The following is a 26,388-nucleotide window of genomic DNA, read 5'->3' on the forward strand; positions in this document are numbered from 1 at the left end:
TGGAGCACCGAGGAGCCCGCAATGAGCGTTCAAAAGCAATCTGTCAGTTTCACCGACACCGCCTACACCTTCGCAAGGGAACTGGTCGAAGCTGGCGAGTACCCCAATATGAGTGCAGCGGTTTCGGGTGAATTGGCGAAGGCCAAGGCAGAGCGAGATCGTGAACGGTCTCTGCTCGAAGCAGAATTGGAGCGCCGTCTGTCTCTGCCTCTCGATCAATGGGAACCCGTCGGCGATGCCGCCGACGTCACTAAAGGCGCACGGGCCCATCTTGCCGCGATGGCCAAAAAGACCTGATGCGATTTATCAGGCATCCGTTCTTCGAACGTGACCTTATCGGTATCGTTAATCATATTGTCGAGGTGACCGACGGTGACGTTGCAGCCGCGAGCCGTCGCCTGGATGAAGTAGACACGCTCTTAGAAGCGATTGCCTCAAATCCAAATTCAGGTGTCAGGCTGAACGGCAAACTGGATAGATGGCTCGTGCGCCACGGCGGCACCAGTCACCGACTGACCATCGTATTCAAACCGGACATGGATACTGAGGTCATCTATCTTGCACTCGCCGCCTTTGGAGGCAGAGATTGGATAAAGCTGGCGTCAGCAAGACGGGTATTCGCGGACTAATATTGGAGCCAACCTCAACATTAAAGTCCGAAACTGGACCTTCGCTGCGCTCGACTTGAATAGGAAACATGTAGGGCTTTTCGGGCTTTCGCTACGCCAGTCAAGAAGGTCCGTTGCCCCCCTTCTTCAAGCTGGACTAAGCATCAAGCAACGCATCGATCACCGCGCATTCTGGGGCAGCATCACCGGTGCATCGCGCAACAGTGTCCGACAGGACGCGCTCGATACGCTGCAGATCGGCAATCTTGGCCTGAACGTCTGTCAGATGATCTTCAGCGATCAACTGCACATCGGCGCATGTCCGGGATCGGTCATCGACCAGCCCAAGCAGCCCGCGAACCTCTTCGAGAGAAAAGCCTAGATCGCGGGACCGCATGACGAATTTCAGCCGCTTGACGTGGGCATTGTCGTAGCTTCGGTAACCCTTCGTACTGCGCGGCGGGTCCGGCATGATACCGATCTTCTCGTAGTAGCGAATGGTTTCCAGGTTGCAGCCCGTCGCTCGTGCCAAATCACCCCGCCGAATTGATCTCACGCTTGTGTTACTCATTTCGCAAAAAAACCCCTTGAGCCTGTATCAACTACAGACCTTAGAACGGTGGAAACATCTGTTCAAGGAAGATTCGATGGAACAAAATTTGGCGGAACTTCCGCAATCTCGGTCGCAGAAAATTGGCGACGAAACCACCAAGGGATGGGGTGCGACTGGCCTCGGTGTGCTCGGCGCGCTGGCGATGACCTCGTGCTGCATCCTTCCATTGGTGTTGGTCAGCTTTGGCGTGACAGGCGTGTTCATCGCGCAGCTCGGGGCGCTTTACGCCTACAAGTGGTACACCTTCGCGCTGAGCGCCGCATTTCTCGGATATGGCTTCTACAAGGCTTACAGGCCCGTAGATGCCGAGTCCTGTGCCGATGGCACCTGCGCCCGCCCCATCGACCGCCGCATCATGCGGGCGACCCTCTGGGCCGCTTCCGCGATTGTCGCTGTCGCCATGATCTTTCCCTACATCACCCCCTTCATCCTGAAATTCTGAACAAGGACCATGACCATGAAGCATTTCCTGCTATCTGCCCTGACCGTCGCCGCCCTCTCCACCCCGGCCTTCGCCGAAGAGCGCCAGGTCGAGATCGCCGTCAGCGATCTGACATGCCCGTCCTGTTCGTTCATCGTCGCCAGTTCAATGCGCGGTGTTCCTTCCGTCGAAATCGCCGCATTCGAGGACGGCCCCGCATTCGGCGAAGGCGTCTACAGCGTGACCTACGATGACGCTGAGACATCCATCGAAAGCATCATCGGCGCGGTGACAGCCAATGGCTATCCGGCCCAGGTCTTGCCTGACACAGCCTCCTGAGCCGCCTGCAATGCGTGACAATCTAATGGGTGGCCTGCTGGCCTTCGGAATAGCAGCTCCGGTCGTAGTCGTCTGCTGCGGTGGTGGGGTTGCCGTGCTTGCGGCCTTGTTCGGCAGCATTGGTGCCTGGCTCTCCGGGGTAAACGGCATTGCCGTGCTGGTTTTGGCGGGTCTGACCCACCTGATCGTCCGTGCACTGCGCCGTTCACACATGAAACGGGCCTCCGGCCCCGAACCATCACAAAGAAAGACGGCCCCTTGACTGACACACCCGAAAATTCCGACCGCCTGCTGAAATGGGGGCTTGGTGGCGCGCTCTTCGCCGCGCTCTGCTGCTTCACGCCGCTTCTGGTCGTCATCGTCGCTGGCGTCGGATTGTCGGCCTTCACGGGTTGGCTAGATTACGCCCTGTTCCCGCTGCTTTTCTTCAGCCTCGCCGTGGTGGCACAGGCGCTCTGGCTGCGCGCGGGCAAACCGGGACCGGCCCCGAAACTCTGGGCCACCGGCCTCGCGGCTGCCCTGTCGATCCTGATCATTCTCTTTGAGTTCAGGTTCGCAATACGGATCACAATCGGCGTTTTCGCCGCCACAGCACTCTACGCGGTTCTCCTGAACCGTGCGCAAAAGAAAGGATCGCTCTCATGATGATGGGATGTTGCACCGCCACCGGCATGGTCTTCGGCCTTCTTGGCATGTTGACACCGCTGATCGCCATCGGCGCGGTCATATATCTGTTCGCCGCCAAATCGAAAAACCCCGAACATGGCGAGGCGCGCTGATATGAAAGATTTGAACAAGAACGGCGGCGGCCAAGGCGGCTATGACCTGATCGTCCTCGGGGCCGGATCGGCAGGATTCTCCGCCGCGATTACCGGCGCGGATGCCGGAAAGCGTGTCGCCCTCGTGGGACATGGCACCATCGGCGGAACTTGCGTCAACGTTGGGTGCGTGCCGTCCAAGGTGATGATCCGGGCGGCAGAGGCCGTCCATGGTGCAAAAGCTGCCAAGCGGTTCCCCGGCCTATCGGGCCACGCGCAAGTCGATGACTGGCAGACGCTCGTTCAGTCCAAGGACGATCTGGTCGCGACCCTGCGCCAGAAGAAATACGCCGATCTTTTGCCGGAATACGAAGGTGTCGATTACATCGACGCCGGTCCCGCGCGGCTGGTCGAAGGTGGCGTGACAATCGGTGAGCGAACCCTGAAAGCGCCGAAGACCATCATCGCCACGGGCGGGCGTCCCGTCCTGCCGACCATCGACGGGATCGAGGACATCGGCGCGCTCGACAGCACCAGCCTTCTGGAACTCGAAACACTGCCGAAGAGCCTGATCTTCATAGGCGCGGGCTACATCGGCGCGGAACTGGCCCAGATGATGAGCCGCATGGGCGTGAAGGTCACGCTTGTCGCCCGTTCGCATCTGTTGCCCGGCGCGGAACCAGAGGTCTCGGAGGCATTGGCGGCGGCGTTCGAGGCCGAAGGCATCACCCTTCTGACCGGGTTAAGCTACGACACTGTGCGCCGCGACGACGCAGGCGTGACGCTACGCGTGATCCAGAACGGAAAGCCGGTCGAAGTGACAGCGGATCACCTCGTTTCGACCGCTGGCAGGCGGGCCAATACCGAAGATATGGGCCTGGACGCAATCGGCGTTGAAACAGACGCGCGTGGGTCCATCGTCGTCGGCGAGGACATGCAGACATTGGTGCGAGGCATCTATGCGGCGGGCGATGTGACCGACCGTGACCAGTTTGTCTATATGGCGGCCTACGGTGCAAAGCTCGCCGCCAAAAACGCGGTTCTCGGCGAAGACCATCGCTACGACAACGCCGCGATGCCCTGGGTGGTGTTTTCCGACCCTCAAGTTGCGGGCGTCGGTCTTGGTGAAGCCCAGGCTCGGGACGCGGGCTTCGACGTAAAGACGTCCATCTTGCCGCTCGATCAGGTGCCGCGCGCGCTGGCCGCACGCGACACGCGCGGATTGATCAAGCTGGTGGCGGACAGAAAGTCCGACCGGCTGCTTGGCGGCCAGATCATCGCGCCCGAGGGGTCCGATACGATCCAGACCCTCGTTATGGCGCTGAAGTTCGGCATGACCACCAAGGCACTTGGCGAGACGGTCTTCCCCTATCTGACAACGGTAGAAGGGTTCAAGCTGGCGGCGCAAACCTTCGATATGGACGTGGCAAAGTTGAGCTGCTGCGCCGGATGAAGATCAGGACAAGGACCGGAGAATGAGCGAAGACTACGACCTGATCGTCATCGGGGCCGGCATGGCAGGCGTGGCCGCGGCGAACAAGTGTGGCGCAGCAGGATGGCGTGTGGCCATTGTCGATGCGCTGCCCTACGGCGGCACCTGCGCATTGCGCGGCTGCGATCCAAAGAAAATCCTGCGGCGAGGTGCGGAAATCATGGACGCGGCACGGCTCATGCAGGGCAAGGGGATCGATCCCGGTGATCTGTCGATCAACTGGGCCGATCTGATGGCACACAAGCGTGGCTTCACCGACCCAGTGCCGGACAAGATGGAAAAGGGCCTGTCGGGCAACGGCGTCGAAACCCTGCATGGAGCTGCCCGCTTCACGGGAGACAACACGCTGGAGGTCGATGGAACGGCATATCAGTCGGAACGGTTCCTCGTGGCCGCCGGTGCCATGCCCAGGCCGCTGAGCTTCACAGGGGCCGATCTCTTGATCGACAGCACGAATTTCCTCAACCTGGAGGCCCTTCCCAAACGGGTTCTTTTTATCGGCGGCGGCTTCGTGTCCTTCGAGTTTGCGCATATCGCCGCACGGGCCGGAGCCAACCCGATCATCGTGGATCGTGGCGCCCGGCCCTTACGCGGCTTCGATCCCGATCTGGTCGAAATGCTGATCGAGCGCGGCGCCGGTATCGGCGTGGACCTGATGCGCGAGACTGAAATCGTGTCGGTCTCGGAAGCCAGTGGAGCATTAAGTGTTGAAGTGAAGTCAGGCGATGAAACCCGAACAATCGAAACCGATCTGGTCGTGCATGGCGCGGGCCGGGTTGCAGCCCTGGCCGATCTGAATCTTGAGGCGGCCGGTGTTGACTACAGCGACAAGGGCATCGTTGTAGCCCCCCATCTGCAAAGCACGACAAGCAGCGCGGTCTATGCCGCCGGAGATTCCGCCGACACCGATGGTATGCCGCTGACGCCGGTCGCGGTGATCGAAGGGAAGGTCGCAGCCTCCAACATGCTCAAGGACGCGCAGACCGTACCGGACTATGCCGGTATTCCGACAGCCGTCTTCACCGTTCCGGAAGTGGCGCGTGTCGGCATGTTGGAAACTGAGGCAAGGGACGCCGGGCATGACGTAGATGTCCGGTTCACCGACACGAGCGGTTGGTACTCGAACTACAGGATCGGCGAGACCTCCGCCGCCGCGAAGATCCTCGTGGACAGGTCGAACGGCAAGATCCTCGGCGCGCACCTGTTCGGCCCGGAATACGGCGAACTGATCAATTTCTTCGGGCTGGCAATCAAGCTGGGCCTGGCGGCCAAGCAGCTTAAGTCGATGACGGCGGCCTATCCAAGTGTTGGATCGGATTTGGGGTCGCTTCTTTGAATTTGAAAATTTTTCGCAATAGACCCGATCCTCCTCGGAACGTATGTCTGGCCCGATGAAGACGGTTCTTATCTACTTCGCCGCTGCGCTGGCCGAAATTGCCGGATGCTTTGCTTTCTGGGCGTGGTTCCGGCTGGACAAGAGCGTGTTTTGGTTGGCACCGGGCATGCTGTCCCTTGCCGCTTTCGCCTGGCTACTGGCGCTCAGCCCCGCCGATCAAGCGGGCCGCGCCTATGCAGTCTACGGTGGCGTTTACATCGTATCGTCCCTGCTGTGGCTATGGGGTGTGGAAGGGCATCGCCCGGATCAATGGGATGTTGTTGGAGCCGTCATTTGCCTTGTCGGTGCGGGTATTATTCTCTGGGCACCACGCAGTATTTGAGAGGCAGCCGCAGACGGGGTGAAGTACTGAATCTTTCGATTAGATCGCCTTTTGGTTCACGCGTTCCGACAACTCGGCGCTGCTTTCCTTCCGCATCGCGGCTGCGATCAAGCAGGTTTTCTACCGCCCTCAAAAGCAGCGATACATCCTTTACGCAGCATCGGTCAAAGTGGGCTCTTCGGTTGCATTAGCTGCTGGCGACACGAACGTCTGCAATGTAGGCCGGGTTCATTCAACCACACCAGCACAGCAAAAGGGGAACCGTGGTCCCACGGCTCCCCAATCGGTTCAGGTCTTTTGGCCTCATGCCAATGTCATGCGACCAGCGACAGCCCCGCGGCTGCGTCCTGCGGCTGCTCACCGCTGTCGATGAACGGGATGATCGAGAAGGTCTGCCCACCGCGCTGTTCTTCGTTCTGCACGGCGTTGACACGCAGGTCGCCGTCGGGCGTGTTGATCAGCAGCGACAGGTAGTCATTGCCCGTGCGGCTGCTTTTCGCCATCCAGGCCGAGCCGACGCGGATCGGTGTGCCCCGCGGCGAGCTGACCTCGATCCGGTAATCGGGGTGGGTCTCCTCGGATTTATAGCTGTTCTCGATCAGCATGAACTCCAGATCGAACATCATGTTGGCGATGTAGCCAGTGAAGGCGTTGTCGGCGTCCATGGCAGTGAGCTCTCCCGAGATCGAGCCGGATTTCATCAGGCTGTTCGAGACCAGCGGGATGATCTCGAACGCGCCGCTCTGGGCGGCGCGCGCCTCTTTCGTCTGCACCGCGTTGACCCGGAACGGGCCGAGGCCAACATCGATCTGCATCGAGATGTAGGGGTTGCCGCTGGTATTGCCGGTCTCGTTCCAAGCCGTGCCGATGCGCACCTTGCGGCCCGACTTGTTGACTGCCGTCACGTCAAAATCCGGGCTGCGTTCGGACATCTTGGCCCGCGCCTCCAACTGGATGGCGATGTCAAAGCGCGTCGAGTGGATCATGCCGGTGTACTGAGCGGCTGCGGTCTCGACATTGCGAGTGAGGGTTCCTGCGAACATGGGATGGTTCCTTTGGATTGGCCGGTGTCTGACGTCCTTGCCAGCGCATCCGGGATTGCTTTCTCGACCCCTTGAGGGATCACAAATCAGAAAGCCTGCTTTCCTTTCAGCCCCGCCCACTGGTCAGAGCTGCCGTCCGAGTGGGAATGCCCCCGCGCCTCCGGGTGCTACGCCCCTCCCCTGCCCGTCTGGTCTTGATTGGTTGCCCGGATTTTCTGCGGCGTCCTTCGATTGCGCGACGAAGAACTCCGTTTCTTTTCCGTTCAACCGGTGCCCGCCCCGGTCGGTCAGACCGATGCAGCTACCATTCGGCACATAGGTGATGAGGTACTGACCGAGCCGGTCCTTGTGGACAACGTAGCCGGTATTGGCCCAATGCACGGTCTGGCCGGCATCGACGGCGGCCTTGATTTCATCGAGTGTCATGCGAACCTCCTTACGAAGAATGGTGGGTAAACGACGCAAGAAGCCCGATCTTCGGACCGGGCTTCCATGCAGCATTCGTTTGGCTAACGGCCGAGAGCTGTCAGGCGCCTTGCCTGGCTTGCGTCGCGCGCGACGCCATCCAATCCTTCAGGCCAAGAACCGTTCTTCCGGCGGCGACCTCGGAGGCCCAGGCGACCCTTGGGTCGCCGCAGGGCTCGGAGCCTACATGCCGGTCGATGTGGCCATTGGCCATCCATGGCTCAGGCTGTATCCGTCGCAGCCAGTCCGCCATGCTCGGGATACGGCCCTGACAGTCTTCACGGACATGCTGCTCGCCGATCCATCGCACAGGGATTTCTCGACCAGCGCTATTGGTCAGGGTCAGGCCGAAGACACGTTCGGCCTCAAACAGGCCAAGGGCATGATGGCGCAAGCCTCTGTGCGTGAAGAGCGCAAGGTGCTCTTTCGAGGCGTCAAACCAATCGTGCAAAGCCTGATAGTCAGACGGCACCCCGCCGAATTTCCGGGCAGAGCTTTCAGCATGATGAAGCGGATGGGCCATCTCAAAGACCCTCGACATAGCTGTGCGAGCATTCGACAAAGCGATCTGCGTGATCGAGGGTGATGCTGTCGTTGTGCAAGTCCCAGGTCAGCGTGCCATAGCCGCCCTCGTTGTTTTCGAACCCCGGGTGATGGTGATAGGCGAGCGACCAGGCGAAATCGCCAACCTCTGTGGCAAGCGCCTCCGGCAGGTTGACCTCTGCAGGCTGCACCGTCACATCCTCGACATTGCCGGAGTCGCCATAGCCTTCGTATTCGACAGCGACCTCGCTGATGCCAAGCGCACGTAGTTGCGCGAGCAGCTCCGTTCGGGATGCCTTCAAGGTGGTTTCGCGCTCCGCGCGCCACTGAGCCGCCATTGCGGCATAATCGATCTGGGGATTGGTCATGGGTCTGTCCTCTTATCTGAAATTGGGGGGGGCCGGGCCTGGCATTGGTCAGCGCGCGCCCGGAAAGCGCAGATCGGCCAAACCCCGATCCACGCCGCCCGACCGGAAGCTCGCTTTGACTTTTCAGGCGGCTTGTTCTGACGTCGTGGCGGCTTCCTGCCCCACGATCCGGGCCAGAATGCTCCCAGTGTCGATCCCGTCCCCATGCGGCAGGAACACCCGCAACTGGAAGGTGATGATCTCCGTGAAACACCCCATGGCCTTGAGACCTTCAATCATGCCCCGATCCGCACCGCCCAACTCAAGGCGCATCTCGCCTGTGACACGACGACGGGTCAGAGTCAGACCCCGGCCCAGATTGACAGGTGCGGTGGCGCCGAGGGCGGCGGTCAGCATCTCCTGCGGTGTTTGCGGATTGGAGACGAGGAAGCGGGCGCGCAGCGCGGCCGCCCCTTCCTCGCTCAGCGTCCGCCCGATCATCGCGGTCGCCCCGTCGGGCGTGACCCGGTAGATCCGCTCATTGGTGGTCGGAATGTCCTTCCAGATCGGCAACAAGAGCCCGGTCAGCAGGTAGAGTTTGGTCGTGGTGGTCTTGGGCAAGGACGCGGCCTCGGTATCCCAAAGCCGGGTGAACTCGGGCTTGCCGATCTCTTCCCAGGCCGAGGACTCGAACCGAGCCTCCTCCAGATAGCTCGACCCGTTTGGCCGCACCACCTTGCGCATCAGCGTGACAATGTCCTCGTCATACATCTGCATGGGGCGCGCCGAGATGAGCGCCGCGCGGCCGGAGGCGCGATTTACCATGGGTAGCTTGTCAGGATTGCGCGACATGGCCTCTTCGGCCCCAAGGACGTGGACCGGGTCGGTGACCTCCAGCCCGATGATCCGCGTCACGGCGCCGGATTTCGGGCAGGTCCAGAGATCCTCTGTGGAGACCTGTTCGATCTTTTCGCCACGCAGGGTTTCCACGCCGAGATCGAGCGTGCCTGCCGCGCGCGCCCGTTCCGTCTGATCGGCGATCCGGCGCATGAACTCGGCAAAGAGCGCGTTCTGCATGTGGATGGGCAGCGCCAGCACTCGGTTCAGAAACCGCTGGATCGGCGGCAGTTCCTCGAGCAGCACCCCGTCCTTGTCGATCAGCCGCAGGGCCGTCCAGTCGGTGAAGCTCTCGTAGCTCATCGCCTCAGCGCGCCCAGCGGCAAGATCGGCGAAATACCCACGCAGCGCCGCCCGCGCGATCGGGCTTTCGAGATTGTCCTCCTCACGGAACATGCCCTGCGAGCCGGTCTCGCGCTGGCCCTTGGTGAGGGCCCCCAGCTGGTCGAGGCGCTTGGCGATCGTCGAGGTAAAGCGTTTCTCGCCATGCACATCCGAGGTGCAGACCCGGAAGAAGGGTGCGCTGACCTGGGCAGAGCGATGCGTGCGGCCCAGCCCCTGGATGGCCGCATCCGCGCGCCAGCCGGGCTCCAGAAGATAGTGCCGCCGCCGTTTCTGGTTCTTCGCCGTTTGCGCCGCGTGATAGGACCGGCCCGTCCCGCCCGCATCGGAAAAGATCAGGATATCCTTCTCGCCATCCATAAAGGCTTGGGTCTCCGACGAATTGCTGCTGGCGGAGCGCTTCTCGATGAAGAGATGACCATCCTCGGCCTTGAGGGGCCGGAGGGAACGCCCCGTGACCTCGGCGACGGCCTCGTCACCAAAGGCCCAGAGGATCTGGTCGAGCGCCGAAGGGATCGGGGCCAGCGTCATCAACTCCATCATGGCCGCATCGCGCAGGGCGAGCGCCTCGCGCGAGACAACGAGCGCCCCGGTCTCATCCCGTAAAGGTTCCGCCACCATGTTGCCGTCGATCTCCACGAGCTTTTGGGCATGGATCGGGAAAGCCTGTTCGAGGTAGCCCAGTACGTAGTCGCGCGGCGTTAGCGCGCCCTCGACCAGCTCGTCCTCCGGGTCCATCGTCTCAAGCCGGCGCTTCAGCAGGCTCTCACCTGTCGAGACCACCTGGATGACGCAAGCCTCGCCCGCCACCAGATCTTCCTTGATTGCGCGGATGATGGTCGGGGCTTTCATGCCCATCAGGAGATGGTTGAAGAAGCGCTGCTTCGTGCTCTCGAAGCGGGACTTGGCCGAGGCGCGAGCGGCCGAGGCATTAGTCTCTCCCGAAGCATCATTGACGCCGGTCGCGGTCAGTGCCGCCTCGAGATTATGGTGGATGGTGCGAAACGCTCCAGCGTAGGCGTCATAGACCTCGATCTGGGCCGGGGTCAGCGCGTGTTCCAGCACGTCATACTCCACGCCATCAAAGCTGAGGGCACGGGCCGTGTAGAGGCCGAGCGTCTTGAGATCACGCGCGACCACCTCCATGGCGGCGACACCGCCGGCTTCCATCGCAGAAACGAAGCTCTCGCGGCTTGGGAAGGGGTATTCGGGGCCCTGCCCCCAGAGCCCCAGCCGCGCGGCATAGGCGAGGTTATGCACGCTCGTGGCACCCGTGGCCGAGATGTAGAAGACGCGGGCGCGGGGCGCGGCAAGTTGCAGACGCAGCCCGGCGAGGCCCTGCTGGGAGGGTTTGACCCCCCTGCCCTGCTCGGACCCGGCCGCGTTCTGCATGGCATGGGCCTCATCGAAGGCCAGAACGCCTTCAAAGTCTTCGCCCATCCAGGCGAGGATCTGGCTCAGCCGCGTGGTGCCGCATTTGCCCGCGGACCGCAGCGTGGCGTAGGTCACAAAGAGGATACCGTCGCCTATCGGGATGGGCTGGTCCGGTTTCCATTTGGAGAGCGGCTGGATGTCGGCGGGTGAGCCGCCGAGATCGGTCCAATCGCGGATCGCGTCCTCGATGAGCGTGGCGGATTTAGACACCCAGATCGCCCTCCTGCGCCCGGAAAGCCAGTTCACGAGAATGAGGCCCGCGCATTCGCGGCCCTTGCCGCAACCGGTGCCGTCGCCAAGGAAATAGCCGAGGCGATAGGCCCGTGCGTCTGGATCATCATCGGCGCGCGTCAGCTTGGTCTGGTCGTCATCGATGGTAAAACGCCCTGGCAGATCGCGCCCATGGGCATCATGCGCCAAGATGATGGTTTCCAGCTGCGCCTCGGAGAGATGTCCCTCCTCGATCAACCGGGCGGGCAGGCGCAATTCCGCACTGGCCGCGCCTGAGGGCACCGGCGGCGCGACCGAGGCCATGGCGATGCTTTCGACCAGCGGCGTGGGATGTTCCTGCGCACCCGCGATCTCGATCCGCTGCGGACGGTAGCGCGCATAGATGTCCGAGATGGGCGTGTTGTCGCGCGGGGTCTGAAGGCTTGTGAAAGTTAGCGGGACAACGGCATTGGCCAGGGCTTTGGAGCCGGTGACAACACCGGCAGCGGTCTTGCGCGGGACAGATCCTGGACCGTTCGGTCGCGCAGGAGTAGCCGCTGCCGCCCTTTGGGCGGGGCGCATCTCGGGCCGGGTTGCGGCCACGGCGTCGACAAAAGGAAGGGCTTCGTCCATGTCGCACACAATGGCGCGGATCATCTCGCCGTCTTCCTGCACCTTGTCGAAGACCATGAGCTGGGTTTCCACAGAGGTGCCGAGCTTGCGGTAGACCTGCCCCGGCATCGTCAGCGCCAAGCGCGGCGTCAGGAGACCGCAGGCGCGGGACCAATGCGCGGCATCACGCTCCGGGCTGAACCCAGGCGGCATGATCGCCACCAGCCGCCCACTAGGTGCCAAGCGCTTGGCAGCCGCGATGAGATGCTTGGCAGCGATGTGCTTGTCCCGGGAGCGGTCGACCGAGGAGGCGAAGGGCGGGTTCATCACCACGACGCCGGGCAGAACCGGCGTCTGCAGCAGATCGTCGATATGCTCGCCGTCGTGACCCGTCACCTCGCCGCCGAAGACCGCGCGCAGGAGGCGTTGGCGAAACGGATCGATTTCATTGAGCAAAAGCGTGGCACCGGCCCGGGCAGCGAAAGCAGCCAGGGCACCGGTGCCAGCCGAGGGCTCCAGAACGGTCTCGCCCTTGCGAATGGCTGCCGCCCGCACGACCAGCGCCGCAAATGGCAGCGGCGTGGAAAACTGCTGCAGCCGGATCTGCTGTTCCGACCGACGGGTTTCCGTCAGGAGCCGCGAGGCAAGCAGCCTTGCAGCGGCGATGTCACCTGCCGCGCCGTCCCCACGCAGCAGCACCTGAACAGCCGCGGCCTGCATCAGGTCATATGCCATGCGCCAGTCCCAGGCACCGCCGGCATCGCTACCATGAAACGTCTCGCGCATGATGCGCGCGAGCGCTGAGCTGCGCAGGGGTTGGTGGTCGACCTCCGCGCCGATCTGCTCGAGGGCAGAGGCGAGGTCAGGGCGGGAGATTGAGAGAGCCGGATTTGCTGGTTTGGGCTTTGTCATGGGGATTTCCTTTGGATCAGGGTCTGAGTTCCAAAGGACAAAAAGCCCGCTCTACGCTTTGAAGGCGTAGAGCGGGCAATTTCTTAGCGGAGGGCCTGCACCCCGATCATGGCCACTGCTGCGCAGCATGAAGAACGCGCAAAATGGTCACCTTCTCAGGGCTTTCAGCATAAACCACGATGTAGTTCGGCCGAACAACCATCTCCCTAGTCCCGTCCACACGGCCCGCGCGGTACATCTGAGGGCGTTCTGGAAGGAGGGACGTCTTGTGTTCAATCTCGTCTTTGAGAACTTGGGCGGCATCCGGGTTGTCGTCAGAGATGTAGTCAATGATTGCCAGCAAGTCGGCTATGGCCGTGGCTTTCCATTCAAGATTTGGCAAGGCGCTTCCCGTCAATCAATGCCTGGGCGTCTTGCATCGCCTTGGCATGGGGCGTTGTGGGCCTTGGATCGTCCAGCGCTTCCTGTACCTTCGCCCTGAACCAGGCGTCATAGGCATCCGGATCAGAAGTCAATCCGGCAGGCAAGCCGCCTTCTGCGGCCACGCGGGTCAGAAGAATACGCACCGCGTCGGAGAGCGTCAGACCGACGCCCGCAAGTGCGTCCGAAGCCTGTGCTTTCAGCTGATCGTCAACACGGACATGAAGCATGGATGTTTGGGCAGGCATGGATGGTCCTCCAGTTGATGGGAGTGATGTATCTCATTTGAGATACGAATTCAAGTCGGCAGTATGCGCGCGCGTGGTCCCGTGGTGTTGTCTCAGCCGGAAACTCAGCCACCCTGCCCCGCCAGGAACTCCGCCAGCACAGGACTGGCCGCGACTTTCGCGGAGCTGAGCAGCTCCGAGCCCGCAAGCGAGGCCTTCGACAGGCGTACGAGCTCACCGGTTTCCTCGATGCGGTAGCAGCGGCGTTTTTGCCGCCCCCGCCTGTAGTGCGTCGCGATGACGATCTGGCAGGTGCTGCCATCGGTGAGCGTCACAGGGGTGGCGAGCCTGATCTTGTCGCCTTCCTGGTAGTCTGGGATCGCAGCCCAATCCCGGCAGCGCTGACGCCAGTCCTGGGCGTAGCTGTCCGGGTTTTTCAGGTCGGAGAGGAGCTCGATCAGCCCAAGCGGAGCACGAGACACGTTCGGGCCAGCACTTTCCTCCATGTCCTTGTAGCCCCAGCAGCCGTCATCGTATCGGGTGAGGAAGACAGCCCCGAAAGTGATGGAGCCATCCGCATCGGTGACATAGGTCGCGTCTTCGACAGCGGTGCCGTCGAGATTGGTGACCCTTGCCGCCGCATACCAGGTTGAGCCGACCTTGCAGGCCTTGACCAGTTCGGTTTTGCGCGTTTCGCCCTCAAAAGTGCAGAGCCGGGTGATCTCCTCTCTCTCATCCACGTAGGTTTTAACGCGGCCGTCGGTGTAGAAAAGCCATCCCATTATGCCGCCCTCCGGTCATCGATCTCCATCAGCGCATCCAGCGGCACGCGGTAGGGCTGCATTGCGTCGAAATCCTCGCAATTGCCGCAGTTCTGCACGATCGCGAAGGTGTCGCAGGCATCCTTGAGGACGACCCGGAAGGTGCCGCCGAGGCCCGAGGGCACTTCGTAGGTTCCGCCGATGAGATAGTCCGAGGCCCGGCGCACAAAGACGCGGATACTGTGACCATCGGTGGCGAGCCGGATCGCACCCCGCCCCCGGTCGATGAGCACCTGCACGTCATCCAGGATGTCGGTGTAGAACTGGCCGGTCAGATCGCGAAACGCCATGCGGCGCTGCGCCATCCAGTCGGTATCCCGAAACGGGTTCATGCCGTCGGCGAAGGCGAAGGACGGATCGGCCTGCTCGGTGGTGACGATGCGGGTGGTCGTGCCATCGATGCCGTTTGAGCGCAGATGCACACCATTGCCGACGATGAGGATCAGGGCCGGCCTGTCCACGGGCCCGTTCCAATTGGGCAGGAAGGTCTTGCAGGCGCGCGCATGGGCGATCTGCGCCGCAACAGCGGAGGCAGAGAACTTAAGAATAGCCATGGGGATGTCTTTCCGTTGGGTGTGGGAGGATCGACCCGCGCGGGCATTGCGCCTCGCGCGGGTCACTTGATGCGTCAGGCCGCTTTCGCGACCTCGCCGTCAGGTTCCGGGGTCTCTGCAATGGGTGCCGCCTCATCAAAGGCGATACCCGCGGTCTGCATCATCGGCGGGCACCAGGCGGCCACGGCAGCGCGCTGCGCGTCCGTCAGTGTGGCGAAGGGCTCTGCAAAGAGCTTGTCGCAGAAGGCGACGATCTCCTTCTTGCTCGACGAGGCCAGCGTCACAGCCTCCTGGGCCAGACCCAGATCCTCGCCCAGAATCTTAAGGAGCCAGGCCTTCTTGAAGCGGTTGAAGAGCGCCGCATTCGGCGTCCAGTGGGCGCGGATGTCGGGCATGATCTCGATCTCGAACGCATGCATCAGGCTGTCGCGCTGGCGGTCCCGCGCGAAGCAGGACTGCGTGGTGCTGGCCGTGGCATAGGCGACGAGCTTGGCCTTCTCGCCGGCCTCCAGCGCGCGAAACGCCGCGAACTGATCGGCGGGCGCGCGGGTGTCATCGAGCCAGGACAGATCAAGCGCCTCATGCGCCGCCGCCACCTGCTCGAGCGAGGTCTCATCGATCTCGTCCATCTTGGCATGGCTGCGGTATTCCTTGCGGGCCTCGACCTTGATCGCCTGCGTGACAATCATTCCGCTGGCCAGAACGTCGCTCACCAGCTTGAAGAGCGTCAGATCGAGCGTGGCCTCGGGATGCAGCGCCATTGCGGCCCCGAGCGCCATGGCCCGCTCGGTCTTGAGGTCCTCAGCCAGTGAGGCTGGATAAGTGATTTCGCCAGCGTCCGGGGCCTCCTCCCCCGTCGGGTTACTTGAGGAGCCGCGTGCGCCCTCCTCTTTCACGGTGTCTTCCGGGCGCACGAGGCCCACATGGAGGGTGATCTGCCCACCCTGCCACGACGCGATTACCCCAGACCGCGCCAGGTCCTCGGCGCTGTAGGCCTCCTGCAGGTCGCGGGCTTCCTCTTCCAGAGCATCCACGCGGTCATAGAGCGCATTGTAGGCACCGTCCTCGAGCCCCTCATCCTCCATCTCGAGCTGCAGTTTCTCAAGCTCGGCGGTGATCTCATCGATGCGCTTCTGGGCAGTCTCGTCGGGCTCGATCGGGCCGGGATAGACGCGGCCGTAGTCGGCCATGGTCGCATTATCATAGCGCAGCATCGCATCGGCCCAGGCAAAGCCCAGCCTCACACGGGCCTCCTCAGCGGCGGTCATGAGTTTCTCGAGCAGGATGGTCTCGACCAGCGCGGCATCCTCGAGCACGGAATGCTCTTCCAGCAGATCAGCCGCGACAGCGCCGCCGCGTGCCTCGTAGTCTTCGCGCACGAAAGCCCCGATATCATCGCTGACCTGCACGCCGCGAGATTTAAGGGCCTGACGGACGGTATAGGCCTGCAGATAGCCTCCGTCCTTCGTGAGCGCCTCGAAGACCTGGCGCTGCGCCTCCTGGCTCGGGTGCTCGGCGAAGGCCTTCATCGTGTCGAGCGTGATCACCTTGCCCCGAGCCGCGGCGCGGATTTCGGGGTGAATAAGGCCATAGCGCAACCGGCCTTTCACGGCGGCTACCGTGGTGCCGAAGGTCTTGGCAATCTTCTCGGGCGTCTGGCCGTCGACCTCCATCATCCGGGCGAAGGCCTCGAATTCGTCAATCGCGTTCATCGGGGCTTGCGTGATGTTCTCGGCGAGCGACAGCGCTGTGGTCACGTCGCAATCCTCCGGCACAAAGCGGCAGTCTACCATGGTCTTCGCGGTGAACCCTTTGACGGACTTGTCGGCAACCAGCTCCTTGAGCGCGGCATGGCGCCGGCCACCGGCGAGCACGGCGTATCTACCGTCGATCTTCTGGACCAGGAGCGGCTGGAGCAAGCCCAGAACGGCGATGCTGGCCTTAAGATGCGCAATGTTCTCGGGATCATAGGTTTCCGAGGAATTGCTGCGCACATTTGCAGGGTGGGCGACAAGATCGCCGATGCCGACGGAGATGGGTTTGAAGCTTGCAGTCATAGGATGTCCTTCTCGGTGGGTTTGGAGCGGCCCGCGCGTTCACGCGCGTGACCAATCCCCAGCTTCGGGGATCACCACGACAAAAGGCCCACTTCCGTAATGGGGCGGGCCTCTGTCAAGGGTTTCGGGCAAGTCAAAAATCCCGGCGAAGTTCTCATTCCTCACCAAGTTTAAGACACAAATTCAAAAGCTTACTTTTCCTTTTTCACTGCAACCGCACATCAGGACTGAGGGACATCCCCTACCCGGGCTTCGTTCTTCCGTCCGTAGTCAGCCTCATAGCTGCCACTCTATGCCTGGTCCAAATCTGGTCCTGGGTGCCCATCTTTCCCGCGTATTCAGCATCTGCTGATAACTTGCGGGCCTTCGGCATCTCCAGGAACCTCGTCCCGGCAAGGGACCTCGACGTACCTGTCATGAGGCGCAGCTCAACCCTCCGCTCTGAATTGTCCTTGAAGCTTCCCGCTCATGCAGTCGCGCCGGAGTTCTGCGTGTAGCGGAACGGCGTGCCGTCTATCCACATGCGGTGCAAGACGACGCCAATGCGTCGAGCAAGTGCAATCATGGCCCTCTTCGCTCCACGCCTGTGCGCTACTTTAAGTGCCCAAGATTGCAGCCAGTTCGGGGCACCACGGTGCATCAGGATCATCGCTGCCTGATACAACGCGGTTCGGAGCCCGCGATCACCAGCTCGCGTGATTTGTCCAACGATGTCCATCTCTCCGGATTGCGTGCGCCTCGGCGTAAGTCCCGCCCACGGTCCGACATCCTTCGACCGCGCAAAGCGGGTCGGATCATCGATCGCGGATTTGACTGTCAGGGCGACGATCGGACCGACACCCGGCATCGTCATCATCAAACGGCAAACATCGTCGTGTTTTGTCAGACCCGCGATTTTGGCATCCAAGTCAGCCAACTCGGCGCGCAACTGGGAACGCGCGCGCAGAAGAGCCTCAGTCGACGCGGACAGGATTTCATTTTGCTCAACCAGTTCCCTCACCCGGGCCTCGTACCTGATCCGGGTGACATGCCCGAGCTTCAGACCGAAGTTTCGCAGAACACCCCGCATCGAAAGCTCAAGGTTGATGATGGCCTGCTGAACTGACTTGCGCGCCGTCAGCAACGCGCGGATTTCCTGGGAGGACACAGATTTGCGGTGCACGGGCCTGTACCATCCCATTTGAAGCAAGCGCGCAATGCCCTGGGCATCGCGCCTGTCGGTCTTGATCGGCATGGCTTTCAAGGCTGCCTTCACTAATCGTGTTTCCATCATGACCACGTCAAAGCCAGCTTCTTCCATTCCCTTGCTCAGCCATTGGGACAAAGGTCCGGCTTCGAGCCCGATCGCATCGATCGAATATGACAATGACGCTATTGCACGTACCAATGCCTCAGGCTCGCTCTCCGCCTGTAATTCTTCAACAATTCTCCCCTGTGGCCCCAGCACACAAATCGCCGTGCTTGCCAGAGATACATCCAATCCGATAAATACATTCATGTCGTTGCCCTTCTATTCTTAGGAATTGAGGCGCATGGAAACATACGACCTCGTAGACGCGCTGCAGGCGCATCAAGGGCAACGGCACTTCAGATCATACTGACAAACAAGCGAAACCTGTCCGATTCGCCGAAAGCCCCATTACGGCATCTCTCCCTTTGAGGGGGCAGTGGGCCTTCATCGCCTGTGGTGTCAGGAGGGGGTGTCCCCTGCCCTACCAATCGCGCGCCAACATGATGGTCAGCACGCGCATGGTGGTGGCAGGATTGTCCGGGATCTCAGCCCCGTAGCGGAAATCCGAATTTGCCTCATAGAGATCGATTTTCCAGAACACGGTCTCGCCCCGGATCTCGACCGCTCCGAAATCGTGCCATCCCTCGGGATCATTCTCAGGCTCGAATGTTGCAAATTCACCAGTGGCCTTCACCGCCTCGGCCATGAAGCCGTCGCTGGCCTCCATAAGCGAGCGGGTGACATGCATCCGGCCCTGGATGGGCTGGGCGGGCGGCACTCCAAGGCACGCGAGCTTGCGAAACGCGTCGTTCTGCGCCGCGATCACACTCGGATCCGGACGGTCTGGCTGGGGCTGTGCAGTGATGGTCATAGGGCTCTCCTTTGAGAAGTTGAAACACCCTTCCCGAAGCCCACTTTTCCTTTTCCGGCTGGCGGCAGGACCGAGGCGGAATGGCCTCTACCCGAACAACCCCTTGGGTCGGTAATTCGGGTTGGGGATGGTTTCGATCAGCCGCCTTGTTCTTTGATGCTCTCGAGCCCGTCCGAGAGCGGATAAGCGCCCTCGGACGGGCTCCACCAATAGGCTCCGCCTTGAAGGTGATGATCTTGCGGCGGCCGTCGTTGAAGCAGGCCACCCGCAGCGTTTTGGGTTCCTTACGTGACATAGGAGTCTCCGTTCTCCATGTGGTCAGGCGGCCTCGGCGCGGCCCCCTGCCCTGCCCATCTCCGATCTGGCGATCAGATAGTCGCAGGCGCGCTGCGCATCCGCGGCGTGCTTGAAGATCGCACCCTTGTCCGACCGAAGAACGCGCAACCAGTTGTGGAGGTAGGCGGCATTCATCTCGAGCGTATGCGCCGTGAAGCCGAGCGTCTGACCCAGGAACACCGAGGTCAATTCCGCGACGATCTCCTCGCGCGCATAGGACGTGTTGCCAAACTTCGAGAACCCGAAATCACGGTTCAGTCGATGTGGGGCTTTCGTGGCATGGGCCAGCTCATGGGCCCAGACCCCGTAGAAATTGCGCGGGTCCTGGAACCGCGTGATGGATGGCATGTAAACCTTGTCCACGGGCGGTAGATAGTACGCTTCCGTTCCTGTGAAGACGGTCGTGATGTCGATGGCATCGAAAAACGCCTGCATGTGCGGGATGGGCTCGGACGGCGGATGCTCGGGCACGGGCTCCGGATCGGGGAAGAAGCTGTCGGGCAAGCCCTCGATCTGGCAGGCATTGAACACACGGTAGGATTTCTGGAAGCGGAAGACGCGGGCCTCCTCGGAGCGATCATCCCCGTCGCTGCGGTCATCCTCATCGCCGGCGTCCCTCCGGCTTTGACCGTAGTAAACGACGACAGAGGACTTCTCGCCCTTGCGGACCTTTGCGTCCAAGGCATTGGCTTGCGGCAACGTCATCCAGAAGGGAGAGCTGTGGCCCGCCATCACGGTGCGCATGGTCAGCAGGAAGTTGTTCACTCCCTGGTAGGGTTCACCGCCCACGCGCAGGGGGCGAGAGCTGCCACCTGCGGTCCAGGGCTTTCGCCACGGCAGCACGCCGCGCTCAATAATACGGATGATTTCGTTGGTGATGACCTCGGAGGCATCGAATTTGGGCGTGTGGGATCGGGCCATGGCTGGCGTCCTTTCGAGTGTTGGTGAGAAGATTGGGGCTCAGGTTGATTGACGGGGCCGCGGATCATTGAGGATCCTCGCGCCGAGCCCTTCGACCATGTCGATGTAGCCGATCAGTGAAACGGACCTGCCGGCATCCGAATGGTCTGGGTCGAGCGATCCGTCCCGCGCCACGCGCGGCAAGTTCGCAAAGGCAATCACATCGGCGACGGATCGGAGATCAATGAACGGGGTCCCTCGTGCGACTGCAAGAGTGGCCAATGGAAAGCGCTCAATCGGCGCGAGAGTCGAAACGGTAGTCCAACCAAGATGGATGAATGCCCCGCCCTCTCCGCAGATCACATGCACGTTTGGCAATAACGCCGCCTGCTTCAGATAGCCGAGATCACGCAGGACAGTCTCGCGCTCGAGCTGCTGTGCCCGGCCCGTCTGGCCGGTTCGGCGTAGTTCCTTGTGTCGCCACCACGAGGCAGCGGTCGCGCGCAACACGCGCAAGACACCTGTTTGCATGGGAATGCCCTTCATCAGGAACGGCAGACCGGAACCCGGCCCGGACCCATCTGAGGGACCCCAAAGGCCCTCATCCGTTAGTCACAAAACCCGAAGGACACTTTCACTCTTTAGGGATCTGATGCCGGAGATTGTTAAATGCGAAGCTCATGAGAACGCAGGATCCTGCACTTTCCGGCATCAGACCCCAATGAGGAACAGGATCAGGCCCGGACACCCTCTTTCGGGCATCCTCAGGCCTGACCTCCCCCGGCCCTCCTCTTCCTCTCAAACCCCATGATTTCCGCAGGTGGCTTGATTTTGTTCCTGTTATGTTCTATTTTAAGGACCACGCTAAGAAGGGAGATCCCCGATGGAAAGCACCACTTACGCCCTGCCCGCGACGCCCAAGCAGATCGCCTATGCGCGCGCGCTGGCCTTGCGCAACCAGACGCTTTTGCCGTGGGAGGTTCAGCAAGATCGGCGGTCCCTGAGCGCCTGGATCGACGCACAAGCCAAGTTGAACCCGGGCGCGCAGGACAGCCGCCCGACATCGAAGCAGATCGCCTTCGCCGAGCGTCTCGCCCGGATCAAACGCCGCGCCGTCCCGGATGAGTGTTTCCGCGACAAGGGGCTGATGTCAAAATGGATCGATGGGAACAAATGAAGCTGGGTAGCCCCTGCGGTGATTGAGACTACTTCAGCCGATCAACAATCGATGCCCCGCCCGACCTGGCAAGCGCGATCAGGCTGGACTGGATTTTGGATGTGAAGACGGAACTGAACGTGCCGATGGGCGTGCGGTCCTCCCAGACATAGGACCGCTCCAGAATATCGGTGTTGATCTCGTCCAGCATGACCCATTTGCGGACATGGGTCTCCAACCCCACACGCTGCGACTCGATCTGTGGCACCTCGATGCACTTGCGCGAGGGCAAGGGCGGTTGCGTCGTGATCGGCAGGATGAACACCACGGTCTCGCTATCGGACTTGGCGACAGTGACGGCGATACAGACAGGCCGTGTCTTGCGGCCCTCGGTCTCGCCCGCCATCTGCTCGCGTTTCCACAGGAACGGATAGCGGAAAACCTCTCCAGCACTCGGCTTAGTCATCAGCCTGCGTCAAGTCCCGCTCGAGCCCTTCTATCATCAGCGCCTTGAGATCCTCGGGCATCTCGTCAACCGTATGAGCCTGTTGCGTGGCCCCCCGGGTGAGGTGCTGGTACTGGTCCATGCTCATCAGCACGAATTTCGGCTTGCGATGTTTGGTGATCGCAATCGGCGACCGAATGGCCGCGTCGAACAGGTCACTTGTGTGCCGCGTCAGGTCGGCCGCCTTGAACTCGGGAAGCTCATGCATGATCATGGTCTCCATTTTTCCAGAATATACATACATTCTGGATATTCTGCAAGAGATGGGTTGAGCTCTTCCATGTGTCATCCGAACCGCCGCACGGTCTCAGTGTAGGTGTACTCATAGGCGGTGTTGCCGTCTTCAATGGACTCGTCCGAGGTCAGGTGGTCGTAGCCGCGAGAGACTGCCAACGCGCCGTAGCGGTCAAACATGACGAAGGCCCCTGCCCGCCCGATGTCTGTCGGATTCAAGGCTATCGGCCGGATCTCGATCTTTTGGATCTCTGCTTCCAACACGCCAAGCTGCGTATCGATCTCGGGGGGAGTTCATCTTGTCTAGCGTACTCTTTTTCCAAGGCCTGATACTCGGAGAGTAGTTTGGTATGGGTCGCTTCTTCATCCGTCACCAGCCAATCGAGCAGCATTGTGCCACCCTCAGCGCTATAAGCATTAACAGAGACAAAGACGGCGGTAAGGTTGGCCACCTGGGCCGAGGCGTCTGTGAACATCTAGCAAACCTGGAATGGCTTCTTGTTCCATGATAAGTTGATCACATCCCAGACCTGCACCTGACGCGGGTGATCTGGGTTAACCTTCAAACCAACATTCTTCTTCTTGATGATCGTATGGTTTGAAGTGTGCCGCATTTGTCTCTTGATCTTCGATGGCTAAGCAGACTCACCAGCCGGTCGAGTTTATGTGGCAAGAGCATCAGTTTCCTTGCCTCATCATAGCGTCGAGGTAGGCGTTGTTGTTTTTCACCTGTCCTGTGCTGGCTCTCAAAATTAATTCGTCGAGTGCAATAAGGAGCTGCCCTGGACCTCGTTCTCTAAGGTGTTTTATGATCCTGCCTTGTTCTATTCTTAGCAATTTTCCGACATCGGCCAATATTTCGAGAACTGATTGATGATCTCTTGGTTCATGCGGGAAGAAGTCCGATACGTTTTTCAGGTCCGTCCAAGCCATAATTGTTGGATCTCGGCGTTCCTGAAAACCAGAGGTGCATTGCGCATCTGCTCTATCCTTTTTTATATTCAATCTTGTGGGTTCTACGTGCCGGACATTTTGTCCGTCGTCGCCGGACATTTGGTCGGGCATTGTTTCCTGAGTGTCATGGTTTCCGGCCGGAAACTCTCTGATGGTCGCTCCGACCAACTCTGCCAGCCTCTTGATAAGCTCTATGATTTCGTCGGCTTTGAGAGTTGCACGGCGTAGGATGTTTCGTACGTTTTGGAGAAATGAGACAGTCTCAACATCCTTTGCTTGGTGCAAAGCCTCGACACGAAGAGCCAGTGCCTCCGCCTTGAGCGACCGTAGCTTTTCCTGATCGCCCACAAGCTGTTCTGCGTGTTCGGTGAGCTCTCTTTCCCGATCATACATTGGCTGCAGATCGAAGCCAAAGGCATCTCTGATCAATCCACCGTAGCGAAGAGGGAACCGTTTGCGGGTTGCGCTATCCCTGCGCTGGATCAGCCCGGCATCCACGAGGTGTCCGATACACCGTCGAATCGTTCTCTCGTTCAGGCCGTTCGTTCTCTCAGACAATGATGCGTTTGAGGGAAAGACGATAGTCATTGGAGCTGTTTGTCCGGCCTTCTTCGGCATGAAGCTGATCAAGGCCTGCAGTGTTACTAGGTCATTTGGTGTCAGACCGAGTTCTTTGCGAAGCGTTCGGATCGGCTCGATGACCCTGTACGGGTTCGTACCGGGTACAGAAGATCGTTCCGCCAAGGCGGGTGTGTGAGAAAATACCTGTCTCATGATGATGTCGGCTGAAAAAGCTTCCCCGTTCACCGCGAACGGTGTTGAAAACGATTCGGCTTCGGGGTATCAATCAGGTGTCTAAGCTAATCGAGGCCCTTCGGAAGCACTGCTTTCGGGGGGTCTTTCCTTTTCTGGCCTGTCCTCCTTTCTGCTCAGTTTTCGTTATCGTTTATGTCAGGACCATCAAGATCCTGATCCCTGCCGGAGACTGGGTTACCTATGGGTTCCATTTTCTCTGGGGTAATGATCTGCCCTGGACCAGCGGTCTTCGCGTTCGCCAACGCGAGAAGAGCGGCCTCTGGATTCTCAGAAATCCACTTATGAAGCCCGTCATCTCCGTTCTTGACGGTGATGATCACGTTTCTTTTGGTGACCTTCACCATCCCGAGTTTTGTCTTGATTGCCGATGGGGCAGGGGGCTTGTGCTGTTTCAGGAGCCCTTCGAAGATCGCAAAGCGTTCGTCGGAGGTCTTGCCTGAACCTCTGGATTCCATGAGAGCATCATGGAATTCTCGGTTTCCGGCCGGAAACCCTTCATCTCCAGAGAAGCCAAGGCTCTCATAAGACTTTGCGGCAGCATACCAACGATCCCGTCCAACCCCGGGTGCCGCCCCGATCTTTTGGATGAGTTCAGTCGGAATACAGGAAGTGACTTGTTTCATACGAGCAAGTCCCGTGAGCTTGTCACCGGCTTTCCTGGCTTTCTGATCGATGTTGAGGGCGTCACAGACCAGTCCCTCATCCTTGCCGGACTCTATGAGAGAACGTGCAAACAGGGCTTTCTCGATCCAGCTGAGGTCTTTTCGGAAGCTGTTCTCTTGGCCTTGTGCAAGAATCGCTTGATCCTCATCCAAGCCTCTGATGAGAGCCTTTGCGGGCTTGCCAATAAGTCGAAGGGCCGCTAATCGCCTGCGCCCATAGATGATCCTGTACCGCCCCCCTTCGGGGCTCAGAAGTATCGGGATAAGCTGTCCCTGCTTGTCAATGCTTTCAGCCAGCTCCCTGATGTCATCTTCGTCATCCAGGGCCAGACGATCCTGGAACTCGGAATCATCAATAAGGTCGGTACTGATTTCTTGAATTGAAGATTGTGCCGCATCCTGAAGAGAACGGGCCATTCCCGAAAGGGCAGGGGCTCGTGACTGGGTTCGAGTCGGAGAAATCGACGAGCTCTGCTGCTTTTCTTCATCCTCGGGAATGTCGAATGTGACTTTGCGGGCCATTACTTACGCCCCCATGCCGTTTTGATGAGCCCTTCGACCTCCGCCACAACCCCGTTGATGGACTCGATAGCCCGATCGTACGTCTGGCGATGAAAATCCGTTCTGGCGATCTCGAACAGTGTCTGTTGCGTGAGCCCAGCGTCAGAGACTGCGGAGGATTTCAGGAAAGGCTGAGTAAGAACGTCATCCGTGAACATGGTCCGCAGGAATGCCGCCATCTGGGTTTGGGGGCCGTCATTGGGCTCGAAACGAGTGATTAGAAATCTCATGAAGTCCCAGTCGGGCGATGCGCCCACATCAGCAATTGTTGCCATGAGGCTGGATGTGAGCTGCAGGAATTGGGCCATCGAGGCGACGTCAAGCATGCTTGGAATGACAGTGACGACTAGGGATGTTGACGCTACCAAAGCCGATAGTGTGGTAAACCCGAGTTGCGGTGGGCAGTCGATGACGACAATGTCGTAGTCTGTCTCGACTTCATTAATGCAAAGGGCAAGCCGCTGATAGAACGGCGGCCTGATATTGTTTCGAAGGGCGTGTGCTGTTTCGGTCTCGAACTCAGAGAGCAACAAGCCGGCCGCGGCTAGATCGAGGTTGTGGAAATACGTTTTGCGCACAACGTCTCTAAATGGGATAGGGTCCTCGTACCGAAGGGCATCGTACACCGTTCCGGCCTCAGGGAAGTCGATTTCCGGCCGGAAACCGAACATGGTGGTCATGGAGGCTTGTGGGTCGAGATCGATTGCCAGAACTCGATAACCATCAAGGGCAAGCTTTTGGGCCAGATGGATCGCCGTTGTCGTCTTCCCAGCGCCCCCTTTGAAGTTGGCGATCGAAATGATCTGGATATGCTCCCCATCCCGACGACGAGGAACGATATGCTGGAACTTGGTGCTTGACCGGGCTATTTCGTGGCGCGCTATATCGATTTGCTCTGCAGTGTAGAACCTGCGGCCGCGGGCGTCTGTCTCGATTTCACCGAGATCGAGCTTGTCCTCGAAAAACATCTTCCGCAAAAAATCTTGGCTTACCCCGAGGATCTGGGCAACTTCCGTGGATGAGAAGCGTCTGAGAGACTTTCGTTCATCAGGTAGAAACGACTTGCGCATATTCACATCAAGCGATTTGCTTAGACGTGTCGCCATCGTTTGGATCTTTTGATCCATTCTGATCCGCTGCTCGTTCATGCCCGTCCCGCCGCCCGTCTTCCGGGTCTATCTTGAGAAGGAACGCAAAACCGCCGGAAACTGATGGTTAGCGTTCTTCCGCAAAAATGTCAGGAAAGCGTTTGACAGGCAAGGATTTTTTCAAATGGTGGGCCGGTATCCGGTGAAATCATTTATTTACAATGACTTATCTTATTTCGCG

General features: G+C 60.1%; 32 protein-coding genes and 1 pseudogene. 10 read left to right on the plus strand and 23 right to left on the minus strand.

Features of this window, described 5'->3' with window-relative positions:
• Positions 1–21 precede the first annotated feature (21 nt).
• On the plus strand, positions 22–297 hold the full coding sequence (locus IMCC21224_RS22125) for a hypothetical protein (protein WP_047997774.1): 276 nt from the start codon (positions 22–24) through the stop codon (positions 295–297).
• Positions 297–629, plus strand: coding sequence for a hypothetical protein (locus tag IMCC21224_RS22130; RefSeq protein ID WP_037941658.1), 333 nt, complete (start codon positions 297–299; stop codon positions 627–629). Before IMCC21224_RS22125 ends, IMCC21224_RS22130 begins: the two co-directional genes overlap by 1 nt.
• A 136-nt stretch (positions 630–765) precedes the next feature.
• Here IMCC21224_RS22130 and IMCC21224_RS22135 read toward each other — a convergent pair whose 3' ends face one another.
• Positions 766–1,179 (minus strand): helix-turn-helix domain-containing protein, encoded by a 414-nt coding sequence (locus tag IMCC21224_RS22135; RefSeq protein ID WP_172796292.1) that lies wholly within the window; start codon positions 1,177–1,179, stop codon positions 766–768.
• Positions 1,180–1,255: 76 nt separating this feature from the next.
• Between IMCC21224_RS22135 and IMCC21224_RS22140 the strand changes: the two genes are divergently transcribed.
• Both IMCC21224_RS22140 and IMCC21224_RS22145 read left to right on the plus strand, forming a co-directional pair.
• Positions 1,256–1,663 (plus strand): mercuric transporter MerT family protein, encoded by a 408-nt coding sequence (locus tag IMCC21224_RS22140; protein ID WP_231582179.1) that lies wholly within the window; start codon positions 1,256–1,258, stop codon positions 1,661–1,663.
• Positions 1,664–1,678: 15 nt separating this feature from the next.
• Complete coding sequence (locus IMCC21224_RS22145) at positions 1,679–1,981, plus strand: periplasmic mercury ion-binding protein (RefSeq protein ID WP_047997776.1); 303 nt, start codon at positions 1,679–1,681, stop codon at positions 1,979–1,981.
• A 22-nt stretch (positions 1,982–2,003) separates the two neighbouring features.
• On the opposite strand, the gene IMCC21224_RS28010 is transcribed toward IMCC21224_RS22145, so the two are convergent.
• On the minus strand, positions 2,004–2,162 hold the full coding sequence (locus IMCC21224_RS28010; RefSeq protein ID WP_156178398.1) for a hypothetical protein: 159 nt from the start codon (positions 2,160–2,162) through the stop codon (positions 2,004–2,006).
• Between the two features lie 77 nt (positions 2,163–2,239).
• Here IMCC21224_RS28010 and merF point away from each other — a divergent pair, with 77 nt between their 5' ends.
• From merF to IMCC21224_RS22165, 5 genes are read left to right on the plus strand one after another with little or no spacing between them, the layout of a single operon-like run.
• A complete protein-coding gene (merF, locus tag IMCC21224_RS22150) occupies positions 2,240–2,626 on the plus strand; it encodes a mercury resistance system transport protein MerF (RefSeq protein WP_047997777.1) in 387 nt (128 codons plus the stop codon).
• Positions 2,623–2,760: a hypothetical protein gene (locus IMCC21224_RS28015; protein WP_156178399.1), complete on the plus strand. Its 138-nt coding sequence runs from the start codon at positions 2,623–2,625 to the stop codon at positions 2,758–2,760. Before merF ends, IMCC21224_RS28015 begins: the two co-directional genes overlap by 4 nt.
• A gap of 1 nt (position 2,761) precedes the next feature.
• On the plus strand, positions 2,762–4,192 hold the full coding sequence (merA, locus tag IMCC21224_RS22155) for a mercury(II) reductase (protein ID WP_047997778.1): 1,431 nt from the start codon (positions 2,762–2,764) through the stop codon (positions 4,190–4,192).
• Between the two features lie 22 nt (positions 4,193–4,214).
• Positions 4,215–5,567, plus strand: coding sequence for an NAD(P)/FAD-dependent oxidoreductase (locus IMCC21224_RS22160; protein WP_047997779.1), 1,353 nt, complete (start codon positions 4,215–4,217; stop codon positions 5,565–5,567).
• A 55-nt stretch (positions 5,568–5,622) separates the two neighbouring features.
• The gene (locus tag IMCC21224_RS22165; protein WP_040546036.1) at positions 5,623–5,949 is read left to right on the plus strand and encodes a YnfA family protein; all 327 of its coding nucleotides are present in this window, start codon (positions 5,623–5,625) and stop codon (positions 5,947–5,949) included.
• A gap of 314 nt (positions 5,950–6,263) precedes the next feature.
• On the opposite strand, the gene IMCC21224_RS22170 is transcribed toward IMCC21224_RS22165, so the two are convergent.
• From IMCC21224_RS22170 to IMCC21224_RS22235, 15 genes and pseudogenes are all read right to left on the minus strand, one after another.
• Entirely contained in the window at positions 6,264–6,992 is a 729-nt protein-coding gene (locus IMCC21224_RS22170; protein ID WP_047997780.1) for a DUF736 family protein, read from the minus strand.
• A 123-nt stretch (positions 6,993–7,115) separates the two neighbouring features.
• A complete protein-coding gene (locus IMCC21224_RS22175; protein ID WP_047997781.1) occupies positions 7,116–7,418 on the minus strand; it encodes a hypothetical protein in 303 nt (100 codons plus the stop codon).
• Positions 7,419–7,518: 100 nt separating this feature from the next.
• On the minus strand, positions 7,519–7,980 hold the full coding sequence (locus IMCC21224_RS22180) for a hypothetical protein (protein WP_047997782.1): 462 nt from the start codon (positions 7,978–7,980) through the stop codon (positions 7,519–7,521).
• A 1-nt stretch (position 7,981) separates the two neighbouring features.
• Positions 7,982–8,368, minus strand: coding sequence for a DUF6878 family protein (locus tag IMCC21224_RS22185; protein ID WP_047997783.1), 387 nt, complete (start codon positions 8,366–8,368; stop codon positions 7,982–7,984).
• A gap of 123 nt (positions 8,369–8,491) precedes the next feature.
• Positions 8,492–12,754, minus strand: a complete 4,263-nt coding sequence (locus IMCC21224_RS22190) for a strawberry notch family protein (RefSeq protein WP_047997784.1) — start codon at positions 12,752–12,754, stop codon at positions 8,492–8,494.
• A gap of 106 nt (positions 12,755–12,860) precedes the next feature.
• Positions 12,861–13,136 carry a type II toxin-antitoxin system mRNA interferase toxin, RelE/StbE family gene (locus tag IMCC21224_RS22195; protein ID WP_047997785.1) on the minus strand — a complete coding sequence of 92 codons (276 nt, stop codon included), beginning with the start codon at positions 13,134–13,136 and terminating at the stop codon, positions 12,861–12,863.
• Entirely contained in the window at positions 13,123–13,422 is a 300-nt protein-coding gene (locus IMCC21224_RS22200) for a type II toxin-antitoxin system RelB/DinJ family antitoxin (RefSeq protein WP_008327444.1), read from the minus strand. The genes IMCC21224_RS22195 and IMCC21224_RS22200 overlap by 14 nt, the downstream gene beginning before the upstream one ends.
• Positions 13,423–13,526: 104 nt before the next feature.
• The gene (locus tag IMCC21224_RS22205) at positions 13,527–14,183 is read right to left on the minus strand and encodes a hypothetical protein (RefSeq protein ID WP_047997786.1); all 657 of its coding nucleotides are present in this window, start codon (positions 14,181–14,183) and stop codon (positions 13,527–13,529) included.
• The gene (locus IMCC21224_RS22210) at positions 14,183–14,776 is read right to left on the minus strand and encodes a hypothetical protein (protein WP_047997787.1); all 594 of its coding nucleotides are present in this window, start codon (positions 14,774–14,776) and stop codon (positions 14,183–14,185) included. The genes IMCC21224_RS22205 and IMCC21224_RS22210 overlap by 1 nt, the downstream gene beginning before the upstream one ends.
• A gap of 74 nt (positions 14,777–14,850) precedes the next feature.
• Positions 14,851–16,833 (minus strand): ParB/RepB/Spo0J family partition protein, encoded by a 1,983-nt coding sequence (locus IMCC21224_RS22215; protein ID WP_047997788.1) that lies wholly within the window; start codon positions 16,831–16,833, stop codon positions 14,851–14,853.
• A 466-nt stretch (positions 16,834–17,299) separates the two neighbouring features.
• Entirely contained in the window at positions 17,300–18,331 is a 1,032-nt protein-coding gene (locus IMCC21224_RS22220) for an IS110 family transposase (protein WP_047997789.1), read from the minus strand.
• A 214-nt stretch (positions 18,332–18,545) separates the two neighbouring features.
• Complete coding sequence (locus IMCC21224_RS22225) at positions 18,546–18,935, minus strand: DUF3768 domain-containing protein (RefSeq protein WP_047997790.1); 390 nt, start codon at positions 18,933–18,935, stop codon at positions 18,546–18,548.
• 87 nt (positions 18,936–19,022) lie between these two features.
• Positions 19,023–19,230, minus strand: a pseudogene (locus IMCC21224_RS29035) (DUF6330 family protein).
• 23 nt (positions 19,231–19,253) lie between these two features.
• A complete protein-coding gene (locus tag IMCC21224_RS22230) occupies positions 19,254–20,192 on the minus strand; it encodes an ArdC family protein (protein ID WP_047997791.1) in 939 nt (312 codons plus the stop codon).
• 39 nt (positions 20,193–20,231) lie between these two features.
• On the minus strand, positions 20,232–20,717 hold the full coding sequence (locus IMCC21224_RS22235; RefSeq protein WP_047997792.1) for a hypothetical protein: 486 nt from the start codon (positions 20,715–20,717) through the stop codon (positions 20,232–20,234).
• A gap of 337 nt (positions 20,718–21,054) precedes the next feature.
• On the opposite strand from IMCC21224_RS22235, the gene IMCC21224_RS22240 reads away from it, so the two are divergent.
• On the plus strand, positions 21,055–21,348 hold the full coding sequence (locus IMCC21224_RS22240) for a hypothetical protein (protein WP_047997793.1): 294 nt from the start codon (positions 21,055–21,057) through the stop codon (positions 21,346–21,348).
• Positions 21,349–21,376: 28 nt separating this feature from the next.
• Here the strand turns inward: IMCC21224_RS22240 and IMCC21224_RS22245 are convergent, their stop codons facing one another.
• The 6 genes from IMCC21224_RS22245 to repA all read right to left on the minus strand — a co-directional run bounded on the left by IMCC21224_RS22245 (position 21,377) and on the right by repA (position 26,207).
• Positions 21,377–21,793: a hypothetical protein gene (locus IMCC21224_RS22245; protein WP_231582180.1), complete on the minus strand. Its 417-nt coding sequence runs from the start codon at positions 21,791–21,793 to the stop codon at positions 21,377–21,379.
• The gene (locus IMCC21224_RS22250; protein ID WP_231582181.1) at positions 21,786–22,040 is read right to left on the minus strand and encodes a type II toxin-antitoxin system prevent-host-death family antitoxin; all 255 of its coding nucleotides are present in this window, start codon (positions 22,038–22,040) and stop codon (positions 21,786–21,788) included. The genes IMCC21224_RS22245 and IMCC21224_RS22250 overlap by 8 nt, the downstream gene beginning before the upstream one ends.
• Before the next feature lie 77 nt (positions 22,041–22,117).
• Positions 22,118–22,330, minus strand: coding sequence for a hypothetical protein (locus IMCC21224_RS28020; RefSeq protein WP_156178400.1), 213 nt, complete (start codon positions 22,328–22,330; stop codon positions 22,118–22,120).
• Between the two features lie 414 nt (positions 22,331–22,744).
• On the minus strand, positions 22,745–23,794 hold the full coding sequence (locus IMCC21224_RS22260) for a helix-turn-helix domain-containing protein (RefSeq protein WP_047997923.1): 1,050 nt from the start codon (positions 23,792–23,794) through the stop codon (positions 22,745–22,747).
• Positions 23,795–23,949: 155 nt separating this feature from the next.
• Entirely contained in the window at positions 23,950–25,020 is a 1,071-nt protein-coding gene (repB, locus tag IMCC21224_RS22265) for a plasmid partitioning protein RepB (RefSeq protein WP_053079162.1), read from the minus strand.
• Positions 25,020–26,207, minus strand: coding sequence for a plasmid partitioning protein RepA (gene repA, locus IMCC21224_RS22270; RefSeq protein WP_047997795.1), 1,188 nt, complete (start codon positions 26,205–26,207; stop codon positions 25,020–25,022). Before repA ends, repB begins: the two co-directional genes overlap by 1 nt.
• Positions 26,208–26,388 lie beyond the last annotated feature (181 nt).

Source organism: Puniceibacterium sp. IMCC21224, assembly GCF_001038505.1.
Classification (GTDB): domain Bacteria; phylum Pseudomonadota; class Alphaproteobacteria; order Rhodobacterales; family Rhodobacteraceae; genus Puniceibacterium.